This window comes from Bradyrhizobium sp. ORS 285 (genome assembly GCF_900176205.1).
In the GTDB taxonomy this organism is placed as follows: domain Bacteria; phylum Pseudomonadota; class Alphaproteobacteria; order Rhizobiales; family Xanthobacteraceae; genus Bradyrhizobium.
The window spans coordinates 192,207-213,817 of the sequence record NZ_LT859959.1; the positions used below are offsets into that span (position 1 = coordinate 192,207).

20 protein-coding genes are annotated in these 21,611 nt (G+C 63.8%); 7 read left to right on the forward strand and 13 right to left on the reverse strand.

The features are described 5' to 3' along the window. Nucleotides 1-98 precede the first annotated feature (98 nt). Complete coding sequence (locus tag BRAD285_RS00865) at nucleotides 99-812, reverse strand: RES family NAD+ phosphorylase (protein WP_006610901.1); 714 nt, start codon at nucleotides 810-812, stop codon at nucleotides 99-101. Continuing rightward, nucleotides 806-1,219 carry an MbcA/ParS/Xre antitoxin family protein gene (locus tag BRAD285_RS00870; protein WP_349509732.1) on the reverse strand — a complete coding sequence of 138 codons (414 nt, stop codon included), beginning with the start codon at nucleotides 1,217-1,219 and terminating at the stop codon, nucleotides 806-808. The genes BRAD285_RS00865 and BRAD285_RS00870 overlap by 7 nt, the downstream gene beginning before the upstream one ends. A 460-nt stretch (nucleotides 1,220-1,679) precedes the next feature. Between BRAD285_RS00870 and BRAD285_RS00875 the strand changes: the two genes are divergently transcribed. The 3 genes from BRAD285_RS00875 (at nucleotide 1,680) to BRAD285_RS00885 (ending at nucleotide 4,863) form a co-directional block, all read left to right on the forward strand. After that, nucleotides 1,680-2,789 (forward strand): DUF262 domain-containing protein, encoded by a 1,110-nt coding sequence (locus BRAD285_RS00875; RefSeq protein ID WP_006610903.1) that lies wholly within the window; start codon nucleotides 1,680-1,682, stop codon nucleotides 2,787-2,789. Nucleotides 2,790-2,791: 2 nt separating this feature from the next. Next, nucleotides 2,792-3,478, forward strand: coding sequence for a HEPN domain-containing protein (locus tag BRAD285_RS00880; RefSeq protein WP_006610904.1), 687 nt, complete (start codon nucleotides 2,792-2,794; stop codon nucleotides 3,476-3,478). 195 nt (nucleotides 3,479-3,673) lie between these two features. Beyond that, a protein-coding gene (locus BRAD285_RS00885) for an IS3 family transposase (RefSeq protein WP_087877560.1) occupies nucleotides 3,674-4,863 on the forward strand; the annotation gives its coding sequence in 2 pieces (ribosomal slippage) (nucleotides 3,674-3,923 and nucleotides 3,923-4,863; 1,191 coding nt in all). A 478-nt stretch (nucleotides 4,864-5,341) separates the two neighbouring features. On the opposite strand, the gene BRAD285_RS35975 is transcribed toward BRAD285_RS00885, so the two are convergent. Continuing rightward, nucleotides 5,342-5,869, reverse strand: coding sequence for a hypothetical protein (locus BRAD285_RS35975; RefSeq protein WP_050886923.1), 528 nt, complete (start codon nucleotides 5,867-5,869; stop codon nucleotides 5,342-5,344). 143 nt (nucleotides 5,870-6,012) lie between these two features. Between BRAD285_RS35975 and BRAD285_RS00895 the strand changes: the two genes are divergently transcribed. Next, a complete protein-coding gene (locus BRAD285_RS00895) occupies nucleotides 6,013-6,243 on the forward strand; it encodes a helix-turn-helix domain-containing protein (protein WP_006613587.1) in 231 nt (76 codons plus the stop codon). A 165-nt stretch (nucleotides 6,244-6,408) separates the two neighbouring features. On the opposite strand, the gene BRAD285_RS00900 is transcribed toward BRAD285_RS00895, so the two are convergent. From BRAD285_RS00900 to BRAD285_RS00915, 4 genes are all read right to left on the reverse strand, one after another. Further along, nucleotides 6,409-7,650, reverse strand: coding sequence for a site-specific integrase (locus BRAD285_RS00900; RefSeq protein WP_006613588.1), 1,242 nt, complete (start codon nucleotides 7,648-7,650; stop codon nucleotides 6,409-6,411). A gap of 119 nt (nucleotides 7,651-7,769) precedes the next feature. Next, entirely contained in the window at nucleotides 7,770-8,372 is a 603-nt protein-coding gene (locus BRAD285_RS00905; RefSeq protein ID WP_006613589.1) for a RadC family protein, read from the reverse strand. Nucleotides 8,373-8,534: 162 nt separating this feature from the next. Further along, a complete protein-coding gene (locus tag BRAD285_RS00910) occupies nucleotides 8,535-9,074 on the reverse strand; it encodes an MAPEG family protein (protein ID WP_006613590.1) in 540 nt (179 codons plus the stop codon). A gap of 49 nt (nucleotides 9,075-9,123) precedes the next feature. Further along, the gene (locus BRAD285_RS00915; RefSeq protein WP_006613591.1) at nucleotides 9,124-10,677 is read right to left on the reverse strand and encodes an alpha/beta hydrolase; all 1,554 of its coding nucleotides are present in this window, start codon (nucleotides 10,675-10,677) and stop codon (nucleotides 9,124-9,126) included. 168 nt (nucleotides 10,678-10,845) lie between these two features. Here BRAD285_RS00915 and mddA point away from each other — a divergent pair, with 168 nt between their 5' ends. Continuing rightward, nucleotides 10,846-11,625, forward strand: a complete 780-nt coding sequence (gene mddA, locus BRAD285_RS00920; RefSeq protein ID WP_006613592.1) for a methanethiol S-methyltransferase — start codon at nucleotides 10,846-10,848, stop codon at nucleotides 11,623-11,625. A 204-nt stretch (nucleotides 11,626-11,829) separates the two neighbouring features. Beyond that, entirely contained in the window at nucleotides 11,830-13,020 is a 1,191-nt protein-coding gene (locus tag BRAD285_RS00925; RefSeq protein ID WP_006613593.1) for an MFS transporter, read from the forward strand. Here the strand turns inward: BRAD285_RS00925 and BRAD285_RS00930 are convergent, their stop codons facing one another. Both BRAD285_RS00930 and map read right to left on the reverse strand, forming a co-directional pair. Next, on the reverse strand, nucleotides 13,021-13,824 hold the full coding sequence (locus tag BRAD285_RS00930; RefSeq protein ID WP_035647682.1) for an intradiol ring-cleavage dioxygenase: 804 nt from the start codon (nucleotides 13,822-13,824) through the stop codon (nucleotides 13,021-13,023). Between the two features lie 87 nt (nucleotides 13,825-13,911). Continuing rightward, nucleotides 13,912-14,736, reverse strand: coding sequence for a type I methionyl aminopeptidase (map, locus tag BRAD285_RS00935; RefSeq protein ID WP_006613595.1), 825 nt, complete (start codon nucleotides 14,734-14,736; stop codon nucleotides 13,912-13,914). A 421-nt stretch (nucleotides 14,737-15,157) separates the two neighbouring features. Between map and BRAD285_RS00940 the strand changes: the two genes are divergently transcribed. After that, nucleotides 15,158-15,877 (forward strand): response regulator transcription factor, encoded by a 720-nt coding sequence (locus tag BRAD285_RS00940; RefSeq protein WP_035647670.1) that lies wholly within the window; start codon nucleotides 15,158-15,160, stop codon nucleotides 15,875-15,877. Nucleotides 15,878-16,050: 173 nt separating this feature from the next. On the opposite strand, the gene BRAD285_RS00945 is transcribed toward BRAD285_RS00940, so the two are convergent. The 4 genes from BRAD285_RS00945 to BRAD285_RS00960 form a co-directional block, all read right to left on the reverse strand. Further along, the gene (locus tag BRAD285_RS00945; protein ID WP_035647673.1) at nucleotides 16,051-17,865 is read right to left on the reverse strand and encodes a S8 family serine peptidase; all 1,815 of its coding nucleotides are present in this window, start codon (nucleotides 17,863-17,865) and stop codon (nucleotides 16,051-16,053) included. Nucleotides 17,866-17,922: 57 nt separating this feature from the next. After that, the gene (locus BRAD285_RS00950; protein WP_006613598.1) at nucleotides 17,923-18,180 is read right to left on the reverse strand and encodes a hypothetical protein; all 258 of its coding nucleotides are present in this window, start codon (nucleotides 18,178-18,180) and stop codon (nucleotides 17,923-17,925) included. A gap of 117 nt (nucleotides 18,181-18,297) precedes the next feature. Further along, complete coding sequence (locus tag BRAD285_RS36035) at nucleotides 18,298-19,872, reverse strand: hypothetical protein (RefSeq protein WP_244563575.1); 1,575 nt, start codon at nucleotides 19,870-19,872, stop codon at nucleotides 18,298-18,300. 266 nt (nucleotides 19,873-20,138) lie between these two features. Beyond that, nucleotides 20,139-21,455 carry a mechanosensitive ion channel family protein gene (locus BRAD285_RS00960; protein ID WP_006612985.1) on the reverse strand — a complete coding sequence of 439 codons (1,317 nt, stop codon included), beginning with the start codon at nucleotides 21,453-21,455 and terminating at the stop codon, nucleotides 20,139-20,141. Nucleotides 21,456-21,611 lie beyond the last annotated feature (156 nt).

Below are 21,611 nucleotides of genomic sequence, written 5' to 3' on the forward strand. Positions count from 1 at the left end.
GCAGGAAAGCCCATGTGCTTGGGACGATCCGTAATGGTTTGAGAGGGACATTGCTGGAGTTCATTGAACTCGCGATCACCGGCCTGCCCAACAGCGCATCAAACAATGCGGACGACCTCGCCGGAGCCCGCGTCGCGATAGAGGTCCACCCTACTGCCGTCCCAATGATAGTCGAGGTGGCGTCCCTGGATCGGGCCGGATGCGAGATCGGGGTAGAACAAGCCGACGCATTCGCCACCGGAGCGAACGCTTGGATAGACGATTCCATCTGACCCTGAGCCGCGCAATTGAAAAGCCAACAGTTGGCTTTCTGCATAGCTATTCGCATCGAGCGCCGCGGCATGGGCTGGGTTCATGCCCCGCAGGTCGCGCAGCGATCCCTGCACAGTCATAACGATCTCGCGAAACTGCGATGCCCACCCCGGCGGCTCGTTGGTCCGGGACATAAAGCGGGCGTGATGGTGAGTCGTTTCCAGCAGTGCGACCTCAAATCGGTTTCCTACGTAGAGAACGCCGTAACTGCCGTCACTAAATCGGCTGGGGCGATCCGTGCTGACATGGGTGAATGGGGCCATGAGGTAGCTGGCACCCGGTCCGCCAACCCTTCGATCCGGCGGTACGAGATCAATGTTGCCGATGGTGTCCATCAGCCTTGGGTTGGTTTTCTGTTCCGCTGAAATGAGGAGCGGCCAGTCAGCTGGGTCCGCGATATCTTCGAATAGGTCGATAGGGGGGTAAACGCTGCGGATGATCCTGACAGCGCCCTGCCATTCAACCTTAGCAGTCGGGATGGTGGCGACGTCGATCACCAACCGCCACGCTCCGCATCGAGGTAGCGCCGAACTCGCATGAGGTCGGTGAGCTCACCCCCGAGCATAACGTCCAATGCCGACCTGTCTCCGAATGCGGTATTTCGAGCCTTCACCCATGCGTAAGCGCGCTGGGGTTCGCGGAAGAGGATGCGAAGCGCCTTATGAATGCCCATCAAATTGGACAGCCGGGCCTTGCCGTCGCGGTCTATCCGAGCCTGATGGCCAGCCTTCCAGCGGCCATAGGTGCGCACCGGCATGTCGAGCAAGACGGCTGCCTCATCGTCTGTAAGGCCCCATAGCCGGAACAGGTTGATGACAGCGCGAAACATCGCAGCCGCCTCGTCATCCGAGATCGGTTCGGGCTTAAAGTCGCGGGGCGTTGTATCAACTGGCAAAAACTGGGTCACGGTATCCCCCGGTGTCATATGGCAGCCTATAGCAAAACCTCTGCCATTTGGCAAGGTTCCATACCGTATTAAGATACCATAATTTAGGGGTTTCACAGCGCACCAAAGCGTGAAGGGCATCAAAGCGCCATGACTCGCAGGTGCTTTTTGCAGGCCGCCCCAAGCAACGATCCACGTCACACGATCAGGAAAGGCGGTGGCTCGTGTCCGACCGGCAGTCAACGACATAAGAGGCCAAGCTAGTACGTAGCGCGCGGTAAAGTGACGCGCCAACGATCTTTAAGGCTTTGGCTATCGCCGATGGACCCAAGCCCTCTGCCTTCAGAACCATACCCTTAACAACCGGTCCCGGCGGGATGAGGTGAACCCCGTCAACCTGCACTTGCGCACAGGACCTGCTGCCCGGAGCTATTGCACACGTTACCAACTTTTGGTCTGGTCAGGCTGCAAGGAGATGCGGATGGCCGCGAAGGAAATGGATCTGGACCTGGGTGAAACCGATGATGATGAGAGTTTCATCTTCCCACCGGCTGAACGGAAAGTAATTACCCAGCCGCTCGACCTGTCGGTCCAAACCCTCGTCGAGCAGTGGACGACCAAGCAACTCGTTTTGCCTGAAATCCAACGTGAGTATGTCTGGGACAACGCCAAGGCTAGCCGGCTGATCGAATCCCTTCTTTTGAACATACCCATACCCGTCCTGTATTTCGCGGAAACCGATGAGGCGAAGTACGAGATATTCGACGGTCATCAGCGCGTCCGGTCGATCGTGAACTATCTGGGCGGGGTGTATGCGCTGAGTGGACTCGCGGTGCTCAGGGAATACAGGGGGATGCGCTATCTCGAGCTTCCGGATCGAGAGCAACGGTTTCTGAGAATGCGCACGCTCAGGACGATCTTAATCTCGATTGAGTCCCATCCGAACATGAAGTTCGAGATTTATGAGCGTCTCAATACCGGCTCGATATCCCTCAATGCGCAAGAGCTTCGGAATTCGATCTATCGGGGTGCGTTCAACGACATGCTCCATGAGCTTGCGAAGGATACCGCATTTAGAAGTCTGATCGGAACGAAGGTGCCTCGGAAAAGGATGGTCGATGAGGAGGCGATACTCCGTTTTTTCGCCATGAGGGATCGGCTGAACGCCTATAAGACTCCTCTGAAGAAGTTTCTCAACGAGTATATGGCAAGTGTCCGAGCGGCCACTCCACAGCAGATTGAGCAATATCGCGCTACATTCACTCGAGCGGTCGGGAACGCCAGCGCGCTTCTAGGTGGCTCGGCATTCCGAGTCCTTGGTTCAAATGGCCAACCGTCAGAAGCGGCAGTTAACCGTGCCCTGCTCGAGTCGCAACTCCTTGCCTGTTCATGGATTGCAGGTGAAAACCTGCCGAGCGCATCTGACGTCAAACGCAAGATGGCATCGCTCTTCAAGGATGAAGGGTTCACTGATGCTGTTCAGCGAGCAACTGGCGACAGGTCACGTACCTTGAAACGGGCGCGGGACACCGTGGCCGTAATGCTTGATGCAGGCGCTGAGATGGAAGTGCCTCACAATCTGAACCAGTAGCCATGCCGTCACAGTCCTTGCAGGCTCTACAAATTGCGTTGGACGAAGTATCAGAATTAGGTAAAGCCTCGCATCCAACCCTTGGACCCAAAGCACCCGAATCATTGCGATTGGCGCGCGCGGTTGGGCGAGGTCAGGTTGTCCTACTATCCTCGCATTTCGAGCGCTACATCTACTCACTTAATGAAGAGCTCGTTGCGTTTATCAACGGCCAAAACCTGAGTGGAGAGAAGATTCCAGATCGGATCCGGCTGATTCACTCGATGGTCCCGATAGACGAATTAGGAAGAACCGGCTGGGAGAACCGAGGACCTAAGTTAACCCAGTTCGTTTCAAGTGAAGCGTGGATCTGGATGGAGCATCTTACCGGGGAGATCGTCCATGACCGGTTACTGACCTGGATGAAAGCTCCGCACCCAAAGGATTTAGTGCGGTTCTTTAAGCTCTGGGGCTCCGACGACATCTTCGCCGCAATAACTAGGACGGAAAGTGCGCGTAAAGCACTTTGGCTTGGAGTGCAGGGCCTTGTAGACCTTCGTAACAATATCGCCCATGGAGATTACGCTTCACAGGCGACACAGGCGGACGTTCGAGTGTACATGCGGCGCATACGTGATTTCTGCGATCGCGTGGACAGAAAAATTGCCGTTTGTGTTGCTCGGGAATTTAAGGTCCCGAGGCCCTGGTAGGATCACGATAGACAACCGAGCTTCGCGTGGCGGCCCTCCGGGCCGGCCTTGACCTCCTTGTGAGGGTCTGGAGCTGCCTCTTCGTCTCCGAGAAGCCACTAGTGAAGGCGAGGCTCCAACTCGGGACCACGCTGACCTTGCCCCTCGGGCTTAATCCAGTTTGAAGTTCGTTCTGGCCCCAACGAGGACCAGAGCATGAAGCGCAGCCGCTTTACGGAAGAGCAGATCATCGGGATTTTGAAGGAGCACGAGGCTGGCGTTCCGGTCGCCGATCTGTGCCGCAAGCATGGCGTGAGCGACGCCAGCATTTACAAGTGGAAGGCCAAGTTTGGTGGAATGGACGTCTCGGAGGCCAAGCGGCTGAGGACGCTGGAGGACGAGAACACGCGGCTGAAGCGGCTGCTGGCGGACGCCATGTTGGACAATGCGGCGCTGAAGGATCTCCTGGGAAAGAAGTGGTAACGCCCTCGGCGAAGCGGAAAGCTGTCGCGCATCTCGTGGACGTTCACGGGATGAGCGAACGGCGGGCGTGTAAAGCCATCGGCTGTTGCCGCATGACGGTCAGATATCAGATGAGCCGGACCGATGATGCCGGGCTGCGGCAGCGCATGAGGGCGATCGCCCATGAGCGCCGCCGCTTCGGCTATCGGCGCCTGCACGTCCTACTCAAGCGTGAGGGCTACCTGGTCAATCACAAGAAGCTGTTCCGGCTGTACCAGGAGGAACGGCTCACGGTGCGCCGCAGAGGTGGCCGTAAGCGGGCCCTCGGCACACGAGCGCCAATGACGGTGCCGCTGCTCCCGAATGATCGCTGGTCGCTCGACTTCGTGTCGGATCAGATGACCGATGGCCGGCGCTTCCGCATCCTGACCGTGGTCGACGACTGCACCCGCGAGTGCCTGGCGCTGGTGGCCGACACCTCACTCTCGGGCGCCCGGGTCGCTCGGGAGCTGGACCAGTTGGTCGTCGAGCGCGGCAAGCCCAAGATGGTGGTAAGCGACAACGGCAGCGAGTTCACGAGCAATGCCATCCTGACATGGACCGATCAGAGCCGTGTCGCTTGGCACTACATCGCGCCGGGCAAACCCATGCAGAACGCCTTCATCGAGAGCTTCAACGGCCGCCTGCGGGACGAACTGCTGAACGAGACGCTGTTCACCTCGCTCGCCCAGACCCGCGTCGCGCTCCGATGCTGGCGGGCCGACTACAATGATGAACGACCACACTCGCAGCTCGGGTGGAAAACGCCGTCCGAGTTCGCCGCCACCTGCAATCCGCGGCGGGATCTGGCGCTGCGCTATGTCGAAAGCTCCGCGCCAGCCCCCGCCGCTACCACCGCCCGGATGGGCACATCCAACCGCCCGAACGAACTGAGGCCTGGCTAAAACTTGGGGGCAAGGTCAACGCTCCCGCGCAGGTGGAGGATCTCAGTAAGGGACCTCAGTGACTGTGAGACGATCGCCCTCTCTTCCTCCGTCAGCTTGGGCACCGCCGGCGGCTGTCCCCTCACCGACCCCGCCACCAGTCTGTGGTGATGCATAGTGTCGGATAGGATGTGCGCGAGCAGACGCGGTCCGGCGCGTCCGCGCGAGATTGGATAGAACGGCGCAGGCGGCTGGCTGATCGCTCGCAGGCGCGGCAGGAGAACTTCTCACGACACATGCCTAAGCGCTGCTACTGCCCTGACGGCCAAATCCGACGGCTGGCCAACCTTAGGCTCGCGACAGAGTTAGGTTCCAGTTAGAGATGACCTCAGCGAGGGCTGACTATGCTCGACAGCGCAAGTTATACTAGCTGCCGGTACGGATCGCGGGGACCTGTCACGATTTGCTTCGAAAGACGCGGCCAGCGCGGGCGATACGGCTAATAAGGGGACGGGATGCTTGCAGCATTTGGCGTGAGTTCGGCTGCAGCTTCGTAGCCCGGCACAGGTGCCTCAGCAAGCCCGCAGACAGCTTCAATTAGAAGACGCATGGCTCGCGCGCCCCAATCGATCTGCTCGATAGGTTCTTCCCAATAGTGGGACATCACATAGGCCGCATGACGCGCCTTGACGCCCAATCCCTTGATTGTGCGCGCTGGGGTAGTCATAATTGCTCGCTCAATCGGGTGTAGACGAGCTAAGATAGCATCCGTCTTTTCCGTTTGTTCTTCGTGATCGGTGTAGGACTTGATTTCAACTAGAACATCGTGCCTGTCGCGCAGCTGGCCATCAGGATCAGTTGCTGTTTTGTCGCTTGCGTTCTGTGCAGCGAGCAGTTCTGCGACAAGGCTGTCGAATTGAGCCTCAAGGGCGAGGAGACCTGCATCGCCGTCCGTCGGAGGGAAAGAAGGTTCGGAGGCCGGCGAACTTAAGATATTGCCATCTTGGGAAAATTGCTCGTCCTGCATCTTGACCCTCCCAGTTCGATAACGCCTGCCAAGGACGTATCGGGATCGTGGTTCGGTCCGTTCACGTTTCGGACCATCCTTCCCGGCCATTTTTGTCTGTTTAAAGCGGTGGGTCAATAACAGACATCCATGTTGTCTGAGACATGGATTACCGCCATGTCTTCGCAACAAACCTCCGCCGCTTTCGGACTGAGAAGGGATACTCTCAGGAAGCGTTGGCGCATGAGGCGGGCGTCAACCGGACCTATATGAGCAAGTTGGAAAAGGGCGGTAGCTTCGTGGGTCTCGAACTTATGGTGAAGCTCGCCAAGGTGCTCGAAGTCGAGCCTGCGGACTTCCTACAAGTTCCTTCGCGGAGATCGCGCAGGAGTTAGTTCAGCGGAGCAAAAAATGCGCTCCGTCAGATGGACGTCGCCGGGCCCAGAAGTCGTTAAACGAATCAACAAGAGTTTTAGACGTGCCCCCGCCAGCCTAAGTGCAGGAGTGGTGGCGTAGGTGGCCTCCGTCAGCCGCGGCTCGCCCTGTTTGTCTCTCAACTTTTAGGCTGCCGGGCGGTGTGCTTTTCTCGCGAGCAGCGAACGGATGAAGCGGTCCCATTTGGCCATACCGGCACGCTTCTCCCGCATATAGTTCCAGCGGTCATAGCTCTTTGAGCTAACATCGTGAAGCGCATGATTCTGAATGCGATCGCGGATATCTTTGGGCACCCCGGCCTTGCCGGCTAGCGTCTTCCAGGTGCGCCTCAAGTCGCGATTAGTGACGATCGGGATTACCTCCCGCTCCCGCTGCCTCCACATGAACGAGTACAGTGTACCTGCGCTCACTGGCCTTGTTGGATCCATCGCGGACGGGAAAAACCACCCGTGTTCATTCGGTTTGATGCTCTCGATGAGATCAGCAGCCATCGAAGGAACGGGGATGGCGTGTGACTTTCCATTTTTCGTTCTGGACCAGTCGATGATGTGTTCCTGCGCGTCCCACTGATGGACGTGCAAGCGCGCTATCTCTTCTACGCGCTGTCCGGTAAGCATGATGATGCGGACTGCCTGCGTGTACGGCGGGTGTACTGGTGCGTCGGGACATTCGAGCCAGCGGTAGAGCCGCAAAAATTCATCTTCGTCGAGCCAGCGCGTTCCGGCGACCTTTCGCTCGGTCGGTATAGCGACGGCAGGATTTGACACGAGACTGAACCGGCGGGGCGACGAACTCCGATAGTCGTGCTCCGACTTGAGCGCCCAAGAGAACGAGGCCCGAATATAGCAGCGGACATGATCAGCCATCGATCGTTTGCCGCGCGCGTAAATCGGGCGGAGCACGGTGAGTACGTCGTCAGGCGTCACCTCGCGGGCCGGCACATGGCGCCCAATAACATCGGCCGCCTTATTGAGCTGCTGCTCCACATCGGACCACGACGGTTTGTTCTCGCTCTTGAGATACGAAACGTAGCCAGCGAAAAGATCGGCAACAGTACCGGGGCGCTTATCTCTCGCGACCTTGACGCTACGCCCATCAAGGATGAGTTGAGCATAGTCACGATCGAAGATGGCTCTTGCATCGGCGAGAGACGTCGCCGGGTACCGTCCAAGCGTCGTTTTGATCCTGCGGCCATCGCGCCACTGTTGTGCCATCCAGGTTGCTGTGACGCGGGTAGGCATTGGCTTGAGGATGAGAGCCAGGCGTCCAGTGCCGTGGCCCTCGCCATCGACTAGCAGCCGCTGCTTGCCCGTGCTCCGTACTTCCTTGAGCGCACGCCGAATGATGCTCTCGGTGATGTTCGCCATCTCGCCTCGCACGCTCCGACTGGGGACGGGAAGTGGGGACGGTTACGTTCCTGTTTTCGTCCCCAAAGGTACTTCGTCCCAGAACCCGCAATCAAGAAATATACAATGATCTTAGGTGATTAAGCGTGACCGAACATGCACGTGGAAACGTGAGTGGGATGGTTGTGCACCAGGATGATCGCCGTGGCCGACAGCTCCAATGCGCGCTTGATCACCTCGCGAGGATAGACCGGCGTGTGGTCGACGGTGCCGGTCTGCTGCACCTCGTCGGCGATCAGCTGGTTGCGCTTGTCGAGGAACAGCAGCCTGAACTGCTCCTTCTCGGCAAACGCCATGCTGGTGCGGCAATAGGTGATGACGTCCTGCCATGACGCCAGCGCGTGCTTCTGCCGGACCTCGCCCTTGGCGATGCGGTGCGCCGCGGCGCCGATCAGCTTGAGCTGCGTAATGACGGCATCGCCAACGAGGTCGATTTCACGCAGCCGCGGCTCCGGCGCATGGATCACCTCGGCGAACGATCCGAACGTCTTGATCAGCGCCTTCGCGAGCGGCTTGACGTCGCGGCGCGGCAGCGCCGGAAACAGCGCCATCTCGAGCAGCTCATAGTCGCTCAGCGCGTCCGGGCCGGCAGAGTGGAAGCGCTCGCGCAGCCGCTGGCGGTGGCCGAGATAATGCGGCGTCTCGGGCGGCGCGTCGTTCGGGGCAGGGGCTTTGTCGGGCATCGGCGACAGCATGCCGCGGCGTCGGCATTTTGCAACCTCGAAGTGTTCGATCCTTCCGCGTCTCAAGCGCGATGAGATCGGGATGATTCGTCATCGCGCTTTAGGTTGTTGTTTGCGCATGATCTTTTCGGAAAACCGCTGCGCACTTTTCCGGATCATGCTTTAGACGCTGCGGCCGGTCAGCACCAGGACGAGGCCGATGACGAGCGCGAACGCCGTCGGATAGAAGGTCAGCGCAAAGCCGAAGGCGCGGCCCGCTGCGCCCCTGGCATAGCCGAGCCAGAACAGCAGGCGGCCGCCGCCGAACAGTACGACGAGCGTGACCAGCAGCAGCCCGGGCTGCGGCAGCGCCGCCGCCAGGCCGAGATGCACGGGGATCGCGAGCACGACCTGCTCCAGCGTGTTCTGCAGGATTGCATTGCCGCGCCGGACGGCCTCGCTTGCCGTGGTGGTCGCGCTGCCGGCGATGTCCTGCGCCGAGAAGAAGCGCATCCGGGCGACGTTGCCGATCGCGGCGAGCAGCCAGACGATCACGAACAGATCGAGCCGCAGCGCTGTGGCCAGCCGCTCGGCGGCCGGCTGCGCGGCACCGCCGCCTTGCCACAGCGCCAGACCTATGGCGACGATCGCGGTCAGCGCCGCCGCGGCCATGCCGGCGGCAACCTGTCTCTGCTCACGCCGGAATGCAGCGTCCTCTGCCATGATGATCCCGTCCTCCCGCCACCGGACTACAGCGATCGCGCAGGCCCGGCTATCCCGCTCGCGCCGGCAGACCCGCGATGAAGTCCGCGATGCTGGCGAGCACCGGCTGCTGCGCGCCGGCGAACATCCAGTGATCGGCGCCGTCGAGTTCGACGAACCGTGCCTGGCGGATGTGGCTGGCGAGGTGCCGGCCGGCCCCAACCAGCACCGCGCGATCATCGCGACGATGCAGCACCAAAGTCGGCACGGCGACCCGGCCGAGCAGATGGCGGACGTCCGTGTCCCTGAAAGCTTCGAGCAGCCCCTTGATGGCGCCGGGGCTCGAGGCCGCCCGCAGCAGGCCGGCCCACCAGGCCCGCGCCTGCGGATCGCCGGCGAGGCTCGGCGCAAACGCCTCGATGCCGGCGGGGCCGCCCCAGTCGGTCACCAGCTGCCGCAGCCACATGTCGTATTGGCGGGCTTGCAATGCGTGCGGATAGTCGGGTGTCGCGCTGCCCTTGGCGAGCGAGGCGAACAGAATCAGGCCGGCGACGCGCTCCGGGTGATGGGCGGCGAACGTGATGCAGGCTGGTCCACCTTCGGAGGCGCCGAGCAGCACAATGCGGCGGCTGCCGGCGGCGTCGAGCACGGTTTCGATGTCGCTGCTGGTGGCGTCCACACTCGGGCTGAAGCCGACCCGGTCGGACAGGCCGATGCCGCGGCGGTCGAACAGGATCAGCCGGCCCATCGCGGCGAGCGCGGACAGCAGCGCCCGGCTGCGCGGCTCCTCCCAGACGCGCTCGACATGCGAGACGAAGCCCGGCAGCAAGAGAATGTCGACCGGCCCCGCGCCGTAGGTCTGATAGGCGAGATGAACGCCGCCGCCGCCGACATAGCGCGTGGCCGGCGGCTCCGCGATGCGCGTCGACGCATTCAGCAGCGCACGGGTTTCCGGCTCGGGCGCCACACCGAGCTCATCGCGAAGCTGCTGCGTCAGAGCCTCGAGCTGGCGCTCGGCGCCGGTGCGGTCGCCCGCGAGCATCAGGCTGCGGATCAGTGCCCGGCCATAGACCTCGCTGAGGGAATCGAGCGCGACGAGGCGGCGGGCATGGGCCACGGCGGTGGCGTAGTCGCCGGCGGCGCTGCTGTCCTGGACCACGCGCTCCAAGGCTTGCACGGCCCGGCCGCGCAACGCTTCGCGCCGGAAGAAGGCCCATTCGTCGAATTGCGGACATGCGCCGGGCGTGAAGCCGTCGAGGAAGTCGCCCGCGTAGAGGCGGCAGGCCAGCGTGAAGTCGCCGCGATCACAGGCCGCTTCGAACTGCTGGGCGTCGACCTCCACCGCGACCGACTCAGACCAGCGCAAGCTCGTGCGGTCGGTGGCGAGAACGCCGTCGCCGAGGGCGAGCTGGACCCGGTGCAGCAGGCGGCGCAGCCGCGTTCGCGCCACGTCGTCGGCACTGTCAGGCCAGAACATCGTCGCGGCGACGTCGCGCGCAACGGCGCCTTTGGCCTCGGCGAGGTAGACCAGCAGCGCGAGCCCCTTGCGCAGCGGCAGCGGGCACGGCTCGCCGTCCCGGCGAATCTCCGGGAAGCCTGATGTCCGTACGCTGAACCGGGCCATGGGGATCGGGACCTGCAATGATGACGTTTGCGGCGATTCCGTCATGGGCGCTTCGGGGGACGCTGAGAGGACGCTCGCCTGCTAGCAGGTGGGCATGATCCCAGCGCGCGTCTCGGGATGACCGATCCCGTCGCGCCAACGCTGCGTCCGCACAAGAGGAAAGCATCCATGTTCGCACGTCTCCTCATCCTGTTCTACGCCGCCACGAGCTATGCCGTCTTCCTTGTGTCGTTCGTGTGGGCGCTTGGTTTCGTCGGCAATTATGACCTGCTCGCATCCAAGACGATCGACATCGGAGCGCCGTCCGATCCCGTCGATGCTGTCGTCATCAACGGGCTGTTGCTCGGCCTGTTCGCGATCCAGCACAGCGTGATGGCGCGGCCCGGCTTCAAGCGTGTCTGGATGCGGATCATTCCCAAGGCCGCCGAGCGCAGCACCTATGTGCTGCTGTCCAGCCTGATCCTGCTGCTGCTGTTCTGGCAGTGGCGCCCGATCCCGGCACCCGTCTGGCATGTTCAGGGCGCTGCTGCGGTGCTGCTGACCGGCATCCAATGGCTCGGCTGGCTGATCGCGCTGGCCTCGACCTACATGATCGATCATTTCGATCTGTTCGGGCTGCGCCAGGCGCTGTCGGCGATGCGCGGCGCACAGCCGCCGGCGCAGCCGTTCAAGACGCCGCTGCTGTATCGCCTGGTCCGGCATCCGCTGATGCTCGGGTTCCTGCTGGCGTTCTGGGCGACGCCTGTGATGAGCCTCGGGCATCTGCTGTTCGCCGCGCTCAGCACCGGCTACATCCTGGTCGGGCTGTGGCTTGAGGAGCGCGATCTGGTCGCGCAGTTCGGCGAGGCCTATCAGCGCTACCGCCGCCGGGTTCCGATGCTGTTGCCGCGGCTGATCGGCGGCCGGCAGAGCTCCGAGGCGGACGGGGAAATCAGCGAGGTGCGTTAGCCGCGTTGAACCCTGCGCCTGTCCTGACAGGCGCAGGCGTGCCGGTCGGCGCGCGGCCTATGCCCGCAGCGACGCCCACGTAGACGTGAATTGGTGTGGCGGACCTTCAGCACCTATGTCAGGCATTGTCGCTGCGATGCAACATCGTAGCCCAAGCTCATATCTGCGGCCCAGGGACGTCCGTCCCGCCCCGGGAGATCTCCATTGACCACCGTCACGTCCGAGAGCGCCGACAGCCTCTCGAGCTGGATCACGCTGCTATTGGCCTTTTCCTGCGGGCTGATCGTCGCCAACATCTACTATGCGCAGCCGCTGATCGGGCCGATCAGCGCCGATCTCGGCCTGCCGCCGCAGCTTGCGGGGCTGCTCGTGACCATGAGCCAGATCGGTTATGGCGCGGGGCTTTTGCTGATCGTCCCGCTCGGCGACCTCATCGAGAACCGCAAGCTCGTCATCGTCACCATGGCCGTCGGCGCGGCCGCGCTGGCCTGCGCGGCGCTGGCGACGAGCCCCGCGACGTTCCTGTTCTCGGCGCTGCTGATCGGCGTCGGCTCGGTCGCGGTGCAGATCCTGATTCCCTATGCCGGGCACATGGCGCCGGAGGCGATCCGCGGCCGCACCGTCGGCAACGTCTCGACCGGGCTGATGCTCGGCATCATGCTGGCGCGCCCGGTGGCGAGCTTCGTCGCCGCGCATGCCTCGTGGCACGTGATCTATGCGGCGTCGGCGCTCGCCATGGTCATCCTGGCCGTGGTGCTGCGCGTCGCGCTGCCGCCGCGTGAGCCCGCGGCGCGGCTGAGCTACGGCCAATTGCTCGGCTCGATGGTCGAGCTCTATCGCGATACGCCGGCGCTGCGCCGCCGCGCGCTGTATCAGGCCGCGTTGTTCAGCTGCTTCAGCGTGTTCTGGACCACCTCGCCGCTGCTGCTGGCCGGGCCCGATTTCCGGATGTCGCAGTCAGGCATCGCCTTGTTTGCGCTGGTCGGAGTTGGCGGCGCGATCATGGCGCCGATCGCCGGCCGCATCGCCGATCGCGGCTGGACACGGCCGGCCTCGGTCGCCGCGATGCTGCTCTGCCTGATCGGCTTTGCGCTGACGCTGGTGTTTCCGCTGGGGAGCACCGGCTCGCTCACGACGCTCGTCATCGCCGCCATCGCGATCGATTGCGGCGTGCAGCTCAATCTCATTCTCGGCTATCGCGTGCTGTTCGTGCTCGGGGCCGGACATCGCAGCCGGCTCAACGGCCTCTATATGACGACGTTCTTCGTCGCCGGCGCGGCCGGCTCCGGCATCGGCGCCTACGCCTATGCCCATGGCGGCTGGATGCTCGCGGCCGCCTTGGGCATCGCGCTGCCGGTCGCGGCGCTCGCTTATTTCATGACGGAGCCGCGCTGATCAGAACGGGCTGCGTTTCAGCCCGGGCACCAGCGCGGCCAGCCGGTCCTTGATCCACGGCGCCGGCGGCAGCTTCCCGGTGGGCATCTCGACGGCGGCGGCCGGCTTGCGGCTCACGGCGAGCGTCAAGGTCGCGAGGTAACGATCGCGCTCCTCCTTGATCGCGCAATAGGCCCGGTGATCAGGATCGGCCTCGGTGGCGACGCGGTCATTGGCGTTGATGACGAGGCGCTGTTTCGGCCGGCCCGTGTAGTCCGGCACGTTGGTGTAGATGAACTCGTTCAGCGCTTCGGGAAAGAAGGTCTGGCCCGTCAGCACCGTCGCGTCGTCGACGAACACCCTGAAATGGACATGCGTCGCGCGGCCCGCATACCAGCCGGGATAGATGGTGGTGAAGCCGGCCCATCCCGCGGCATCGGCCATCTGGGTGCCGCGCAAAAACGTCTTGCCGCTCTGGTCGAGCTTGTGATTGTCGCCCTGGCCCGGATAGCCCGAATAGATGCCGCGGGCATCACAGTGCCAGACATCGACCCGCGCACCTGATATCGGCGTGCATGCGCCGGCCTCGATCACGCGCAGCCGCAAGGCGAGCGGCACGCCGGGCCGGCCCTCGGCGATATCGGCGCGCACCAGCTTGGGGTCGAGATAATAAGGCCCTGATTCCGATTGCGGCGTCAGGATGCAGGCGTCGTCGGCGAGCGTCGAGGCAGCTTGCGTCTGCGCGGCCGCGGGGCCGCGCGAGGTCAGCAGCGCTGCGCTCGCTGAAAGAAGGCCGATGACGCCGCGGCGGGTTGCGATGGTCAGAAGCGCCTCCTGCAATGAAATGCATGGGAGACGACAGTCGAGCAGCCGGGAATGGCGATAATCAGACGCGGGACGGCGTGCGGCCGCTCACACCTGCGTCAGCGGCTTCTCGCCATGACGCTCGGACAATGTGAAGATCTCGACGCCGTCATTGGTCACGCCGACCGAATGCTCGAACTGCGCCGACAGCGAGCGGTCGCGCGTGACCGCGGTCCAGCCGTCGGACAGGATCTTCACATGCGGCTTGCCGAGATTGATCATCGGCTCGATGGTGAAGAACATGCCGGGCTTGAGCAGCACGCCCTCGCCGGGACGGCCGACATGGATGATGTTCGGCTCGTCGTGGAACAGCCGGCCGAGGCCGTGTCCGCAGAAATCGCGCACCACGCTCATGCCCTGCGGCTCGACGAAACTCTGGATGGCGTGGCCGATGTCGCCGGTGGTGGCGCCGGGCTTCACCGCGGCGATGCCGCGCATCATCGATTCGTAGGTGACCTCGATCAGCCGCTCGGCTTTGCGCGAGATCGGGCCGATCGCATACATGCGGCTGGAATCGCCGTACCAGCCGTCGACGATGAAGGTGACGTCGACATTGATGATGTCGCCTTCCTTCAACGGACGGTCGTTCGGCATGCCGTGACAGACGACGTGATTGATCGACGTGCAGGTCGAGTAGCGATAGCCGCGATACATCAAGGTCGCCGGATAGGCGCCGTGGCTGAAGGCGAACTCGCGCACGACATCGTCGATTCGCGAGGTCGGCACGCCCGGCTTGACGATGTCGGTGAGCGCATCGAGGCACTTCGACACCAGCGCGCCGGCCGTGCGCATGCCGGCAAAGCCGCTCGGCCCATGCAGCTTGATCTGGCCGTTCTTGCGCGCAGCGGTGTCGGTGGCTTCGATGTAGCTCATGGGCCTGTTTCGTTTCCGAACATGTCGTGGGGTGATCGCCTAATTTAATGATCGTGGGGCCCGGTGCAAGCCGGGTTTGAGCGACCGGCGCCGATCACGCGATATGTGCTTGTTCCCGCGTGAATCTTCCGAACGTTTTGCATCGTGTCGCGACACACCTTCAGGGTGCATTTGCAAGTCCATTGTTGGTGCGTGAGGAGACTGCGCAGATGTCCATTCCTGGCAGCATCATACCAGTTTTTCGCCGGCAGCTGCGACGAACAGTGCAGCCGCTCCGACCACGTTCTTGTCACGATTGTGGGGCAAAATTCGCCCAAAGGTTGTTCAATTCCCAGCATCATTTCATCTGCAATCCACCCAGTCTCTGCCGGGGTCACATCCGGCCGGACCGCTGCAGCCATTTTGCGATTGGGAGTTTCCAATGTCGCGACGTGCCCTCGACATCGACATCCTGCCGGTTCCCTCGCTTCCGGCAGACGTGCCCGACGCGGTCATGGGCAAGATCCGCATTGTGATCGTCAGCGAAACGCGGGTGTTTCGCGAGGCCCTCGGCGCAAGGCTGGGACAGAACGACCGGCTCGAGGTGATCGATACGGTCGATCACCGCGGCGCTCTCGGCCTCGTTGCGCTGGCTCGTCCGCATCTGGTTCTGCTCGATGTCGGCGAATGGCACGGTCTGGAGCGCGCGACGGCGCTGCTGCGCGAGCAGCCGGATCTGGAGATCCTCGCCATCGGCGTCCCCGAGATCGCAGCGCCCGCCTTGTCGGCGATCGGCCGCGGCATCGCCGGCTGCGTGCCGCGCGACGGATCGATCGACGACGTCATCGCCGAGGTCGACCGGCTGACCGCCGGCGGCCGCAGCGAGCAGATCTCGATCGTGGTCGCGCCGGAGGTGCAGCCCGATCCGGTCCCGCCGCTCCCTGCGACGAAATCGCGGTTGGGCGAACTGACGCCGCGCGAGTGCGAGATCCTGCAGATGATCGAGGTGGGATTGTCGAACAAGGAGATCGCACGGAATCTTCGGATCGAGGTCGGCACGGTCAAGAACCACGTGCACAACATTCTCGAGAAGCTCAACGTGCGTCGGCGCAACCAGGCGGCCCACCGGCTGCGGGCGCATCACCAGCGGCAAGGCGGCTAAAGCGCGATGAGATCAGGATGAATCGTCATCGCGCTTTAGGTTATTGTTTGCGCATGATCTTTTCGGAAAACCGCTGCGCACTTTTCCGGATCATGCTTTAGCTGAATTCCTCACCTGGCCTAGATCCGCCGGCGTTGCCGCCGACGGATCGATCATTCACCTGCACCTGACCTTCAGATCAGCCCGGCGTTGCGCATCTGCAGGAAGCCCTGCAACAGCGCCGGGTTGATCATCTGCGGCTGCAGGAAGGCGTTCGCGAAGGGCGAGCCCTGAAACGGCACGCCGAAGCTGATATTGCCGAGGGACGGCGCCGCCGACGCGGTGGCCATGTTGCCGGTCTGCGGCGCTGCGCTGAGACCGGCGACGCGCTGCAGGTCCGGCACGCCAACGCCTTCGCGGGTGGGATCGCCGAGATAGCGCACGCCCGTGCTGGCGAGCAACTGGTACAGCTGCGACACGCGCTGCTCGTTGCGAGCCTTGGCCGCGTCGCGGAACATCGGGTGATGGGCGAGCAGCAGCGCGGCCATGCCGGTGATGTGCGGCGTGGCCATCGAGGTGCCGTCCCAGGCCGCGTAGCCGCCGCCGGGCACGGTCGAGAGAATGGCGACGCCCGGACCCGCCACCGCGACCTGCGGCCCGAAGCAGGTGAAGCGCGGCGAGAACATCGCGCCGGCCACCATGTTCGGTACGACCGTGCGGGCGTGATAGCTGTCGTCAGGAAACTCACCGAGCTTGCCGATCGCCGACACGGTGAGAACCGACGGCTGATTGCCGGGGAACTGCACCGGACCGCTGGCATTGCCGGCCGCCACGATGCAGGCGACGCCGTTCTGCCGCGCCTCGATCAGCTTGTGCGCGACGAGCTCGGACTGCTCGCTGCTGCCGAGGCTCATGTTGACGACGTCGATGCCGCGCGCGATCGCCTGGTCGAGCGCGTCAATCAGATCGCTGAAGCGGCCCCCGGGGAACACCTTCAGCGCGTGCACCTCGGCCATCGGCGCAAAGCCGCGCACCGCCTTCATCTGGCCTGAGAGGGCCGCGGTGATGATGCCGGCACAATGCGTGCCATGGGACATCGTGTCCCGGGTCCAGCTCGCGCCGTCTTTGTTGTTGGTGAAGTCCATGCCGCGGGTGACGTGGGTGAGCTGCGGATGGCTGCTGTCGCAGCCGGAGTCGATGATTCCGACCTTGACGCCCTGGCCGGTCAGTGACGGATCGAGCTGATCGAGCTTCATCAGCTGCTGCCCCCAGCCGACATAGGGCGCGCCGGGGAAGCCTTGGAAGGTCGCGGCGAACGACTGCAGCTGCAGCGTATTGATGCCGTCGGAGAGCGCCGGGCGCTCGAACATGCGATCCCAGTAATTGGCGCTCGGCTTAACGTAGATCGCCTGGATCGTCTCCAGTGGTCCGCCGAACACGGTCACCGTGACCTCGCCCTTGTCGTCAGTCACGCCCTGGCCGGGGAAGCCGAGCCCGTAGACGTAGACGGTCGCCTTGGGCAGCGGCTGTCCGTTGGCTCCGACGACGCGCAGCCGTACGTCGATGCCGATGCCGGGCTGCATCGTCATGGCGTTGTTGAAGGCCATCGACAGATCATCGGCGTGACGCAGCAGCGCGTCGTGCTCGACGATGACGTTCGGCGGCGCGCTGGCCCGCAGCGCCGCGCCGCGTGCCGGGTCCATCTCGGCCACCACGATCTCCGGCATCCCGCCGCCGCCACCGCCGGCGGACAAGGCGCCGAAGCCGCTCGGCTTCACCTGCTTGATGATCTGGACATCCGGCATGTTGTTGAGGGTCGTCGCGATCGCGTCGACCGCCATCGGCTGCACGCCGGGCAGCGGACGCGCCGCGACCAGGAAGCGCGATCGTCTCGCCTTCACCGTGGGCTCCACCGTCGGCGCCGCCGCATCGGTCTTGTTGGGGGCGGCATTGCCGCGGCCATTGGCGCCTTTTCCGGACGAATTATCGCTCGCATTGTTGTCGGCCATAGCGTCTCTCTCCTGGGATCTCTGTCGCTTGTTGGATCGGCGCATGCCGTTGACCGGTCAGAACGGACTGAGCTTCGCATTCCGCTCGATGATCAGCGCTGTGCCGAAGCGTGACTTGAGTTGCTCGGCGTCTTGCGACGGCAGATTGACGACCAGGTGCGGCTGGTCGGGACGGCCGCCTCTTGAAACGATCGAGGCGCCGGCGATGTCCTTCAGCGCGTTTTCGAACGCGGTGAGGTGGGATGTGTCGGAGGGGTTGCGTCCTGCGACGATGAACTCATCGCTGGAGCCGCCGCTGGCAAGGTTGTCGGTCATGATGGTGTCCTCACTGTCTTCGATGTGTCCCCGGGGCGACTATCGAGCCGCCCAGGGGACAGTGCAACGGGACACTCGCAACGTCCGAGTGCAGCCTACACGGCGCCCTGTACGGGCTTAGTGATAGGTCACGCCCTGGTAGGGATAGACAGAGGCGATCGGAACGGTGCCAAAGCCGGTCTGGCCCCAGCCGCCCTGCGCCAGCTGCGGGCTGGCGTCGAACGGCAGGATCCCGCCGAGGATGCCGCCGGCGGTGCTGCCGATGGTCTGGCCGAGGTTGCGGTTGCCGAGCGCCTTGCCGATGAAGCCGCCGCCGAGACCGCCGAGCGTGCTGCCGAGGAAGCCGCCCAGAAGGCCCTGCGGAGCAAGCTCGGGCGCAGCGTCGAACGGCAGGATGCCGATCGGCTGTTGCTGCACGCCTGCAAATGGCGATCCGCCGTACATGTTGCGCGATTGGAAGATATTGCTCAGTGCGCCCTGCGGCACGAATTGCGGCGCCGCCTCGAACGGCAGGAAGCGCTGGGCGAGCTGGCCTGCGACGCCGCCGATGGTATTGCCGAGGCCGCGATTGCCGAACGTACTTCCGATCGCGCCGCCGAGCGGTGCGCCGACCTGGCCGAGCAGGTTGCCGAAGAAGCCCTGCGGGGCGAATTCCGGTGCGGCCTCGAACGGCAGGAAGCGCTGGGCGAGCTGGCCTGCGACGCCGCCGATGGTGTTGCCGAGGCCGCGATTGCCGAATGCGCCGCCGATGGCGCCGCCGAGCGGTGCGCCGACCTGTCCCAGCAGGTTGCCGAAGAAGCCCTGCGGGGCGAACTCCGGTGCAGCCTCGAACGGCACGAAGCGCTGGGCAAGCTGGCCGGCGACACCGCCGATGGTGTTGCCGAGGCCGCGATTGCCGAAGGCACCACCGATGGCGCCGCCGAGCGGTGCGCCGACCTGGCCGAGCAGGTTGCCGAAGAAGCCCTGCGGGGCGAACTCCGGTGCAGCCTCGAACGGCAGGAAGCGCTGGGCAAGCTGGCCGATGCCGCCGCCGAGCGCCTGGCCGAGACCTGCGTTGCCGAAGGCGCCGCCGATCGCATTGCCGACGGGTGCGCCGATCTGACCGAGCAGGTTGCCGACGAAGCCCTGTGGCACGAACTGCGGCGCGGCGTCGAACGGCAGGAAGCGCTGGGCGATCTGGCCGATGCCGCCGCCGAGCGCCTGGCCGAGACCTGCGTTGCCGAAGGCGCCGCCGATCGCATTACCGACGGGTGCGCCGATCTGACCGAGCAGGTTGCCGACGAAGCCCTGCGGCACGAACTGCGGCGCGGCGTCGAACGGCAGGAAGCGCTGGGCGATCTGGCCGATGCCGCCGCCGAGCGCCTGGCCGAGACCGGCGTTGCCGAAGGCGCCGCCGATCGCATTACCGACGGGGGCGCCGATCTGACCGAGCAGATTGCCGACGAAGCCCTGCGGCACGAACTGCGGCGCGGCGTCGAACGGCAGGAAGCGCTGCGCGATCTGGCCGATGCCACCGCCGAGCGCCTGGCCGAGACCGGCGTTGCCGAAGGCGCCGCCGATCGCATTGCCGACGGGGGCGCCGATCTGACCGAGCAGATTGCCGACGAAGCCTTGTGGCGCCAACTGCTGCGCAGCAAGTAGTCCGTAAGGGACGCCCGCCTGGAGCGCGCCATTCACCTGTTGTCCGTCCATTGTCTTCCTCCTGGGATCGCCGATCGTTTCGATTTGCTTGCGATCGCGAACCGCCGCGCGACAACGACGGGGATCGCTGAGCACGCCGACGATAGAAAGGGCAGGACAGGCGGTGAATGGATCATTCGGTACACGCGGAGGCACAGGCACTCGCGTCGATACCGTGCACATGGAGCGAAGGCGCTGTGCACCTTCACTCTCCCGTGAACTATGAACTACTTCATATTTGGCGGGGCATGCGTCGATCCGACGCATGCCGTCCTGGATCAGGTCGGAATCTCGACCGTGGACTCGACCGGCAGCGCGCCGCCGCGCACCCGCAGCTCACGGACCGGGTAGGGCACGCGGATGCCCTCACGCTTGAACGCGTCCCACAGCGCCAGCATCACCTCGCTCTTGACGCTGTCCATGTAGCTGGGATCGGCGATCCATGTGGTCAGCGAGAACTTCATGCCGGCTTCGGTGAATTCGGTCAGCAGGCAGTTTGGCGGCTTGGATTTCAGCGTGCGCGGAATCTCGGCGGCGATATCGGTGGCGAGCTTGACGACAAGGCGCGGATCGGCGTCGTAGTTGGTGCCGAAGTTCACTTTCACCAGCGTGTTCTTGTCGGTGTAGGTCCAGTTGGTCACTTTCTGGGTGACGAGGTCCTCGTTCGGGATCAGGAACTCGCGGCCGTCGCCGGCGGCGACCGAGATGTAGCGCGTGTTCATCGCGCTGATGCGGCCCGAGCTGTCGCCGATGGTGACGAGGTCGCCGGGCTTCACCGATTTGTCGGCGAGCAGGATGATGCCGGCGACGAAATTGGCGACGATGCGCTGCAAGCCGAGACCGATACCGACACCGGCGGCGCCGGAGAAGATCGCGAGCGCCGACAGGTTGATGCCGACCGCGCTGATCGCGATCGCGACGCCGAGGATCATCAGGCCCATGCGGACCATCTTGATCAGCAGCACCTGGATCGACGGCGTCAGATCGGTGGAGCGGGTGATCCGGCTCTCGACGAAATTGCTGGCGATGTTGGTGAGCCAGAGCACAGCCAGCAGCAGCACGCCGAGCTTGATGACCAAAAGCGGCGTCAGCCTGAGGCCGCCGAGCACGACCGAGACGGAATCGAGTGCATCAACGACGTTGTCGAGCTGGCCGATGATGCTGAGCGCGGCCACCAGCCAGGCCGAGATCGACACGATCTGCACGATGAAGGTGCTGCGGATCACCGAGGTGATCAGCCGGATCACGAGCCAGGCCAGCGCCAGCTTGAGCGCGACGGCGAGCAGATAGGAGCGGCTCGGCCAGGTCCACAGCACCATGCCGGTGCGCGCGATCCGCATCAGGATCACGAACACGACCGTGGTGACGCTCTCCAGCAGCACCCGCAGCAGCTGCCGCAGCGGGCCGGGCCAGCCCATCGCCAGCGAGGTCACGTCGATCCGGGCGCGCACCGCGGCGCTGGCCGCAAAGGCGATGCCGGCGCCGCTCAGCACAAGTCCGAGCTGAAGGTAGAACCACGGCGAGGTGACCTCGGCGCCGATCGAGCGGGCCACGGTCTGCAGGAATTCGAGAACGTCTTTTAAATCGAAGTCCATCAGAAGGGTCTCGGAGAGGAACGGAGGCGCGGGCGAGCCCGGTCGGCAGGATTTAGCTTGCTTTTGTCACAAGCGGTTGCCGCGAAATATACCCGCACGCGGGCAAAGATGGAAAAATGGGCATATCGCCGCGATATGAGCAAATCCGGTTGGCGT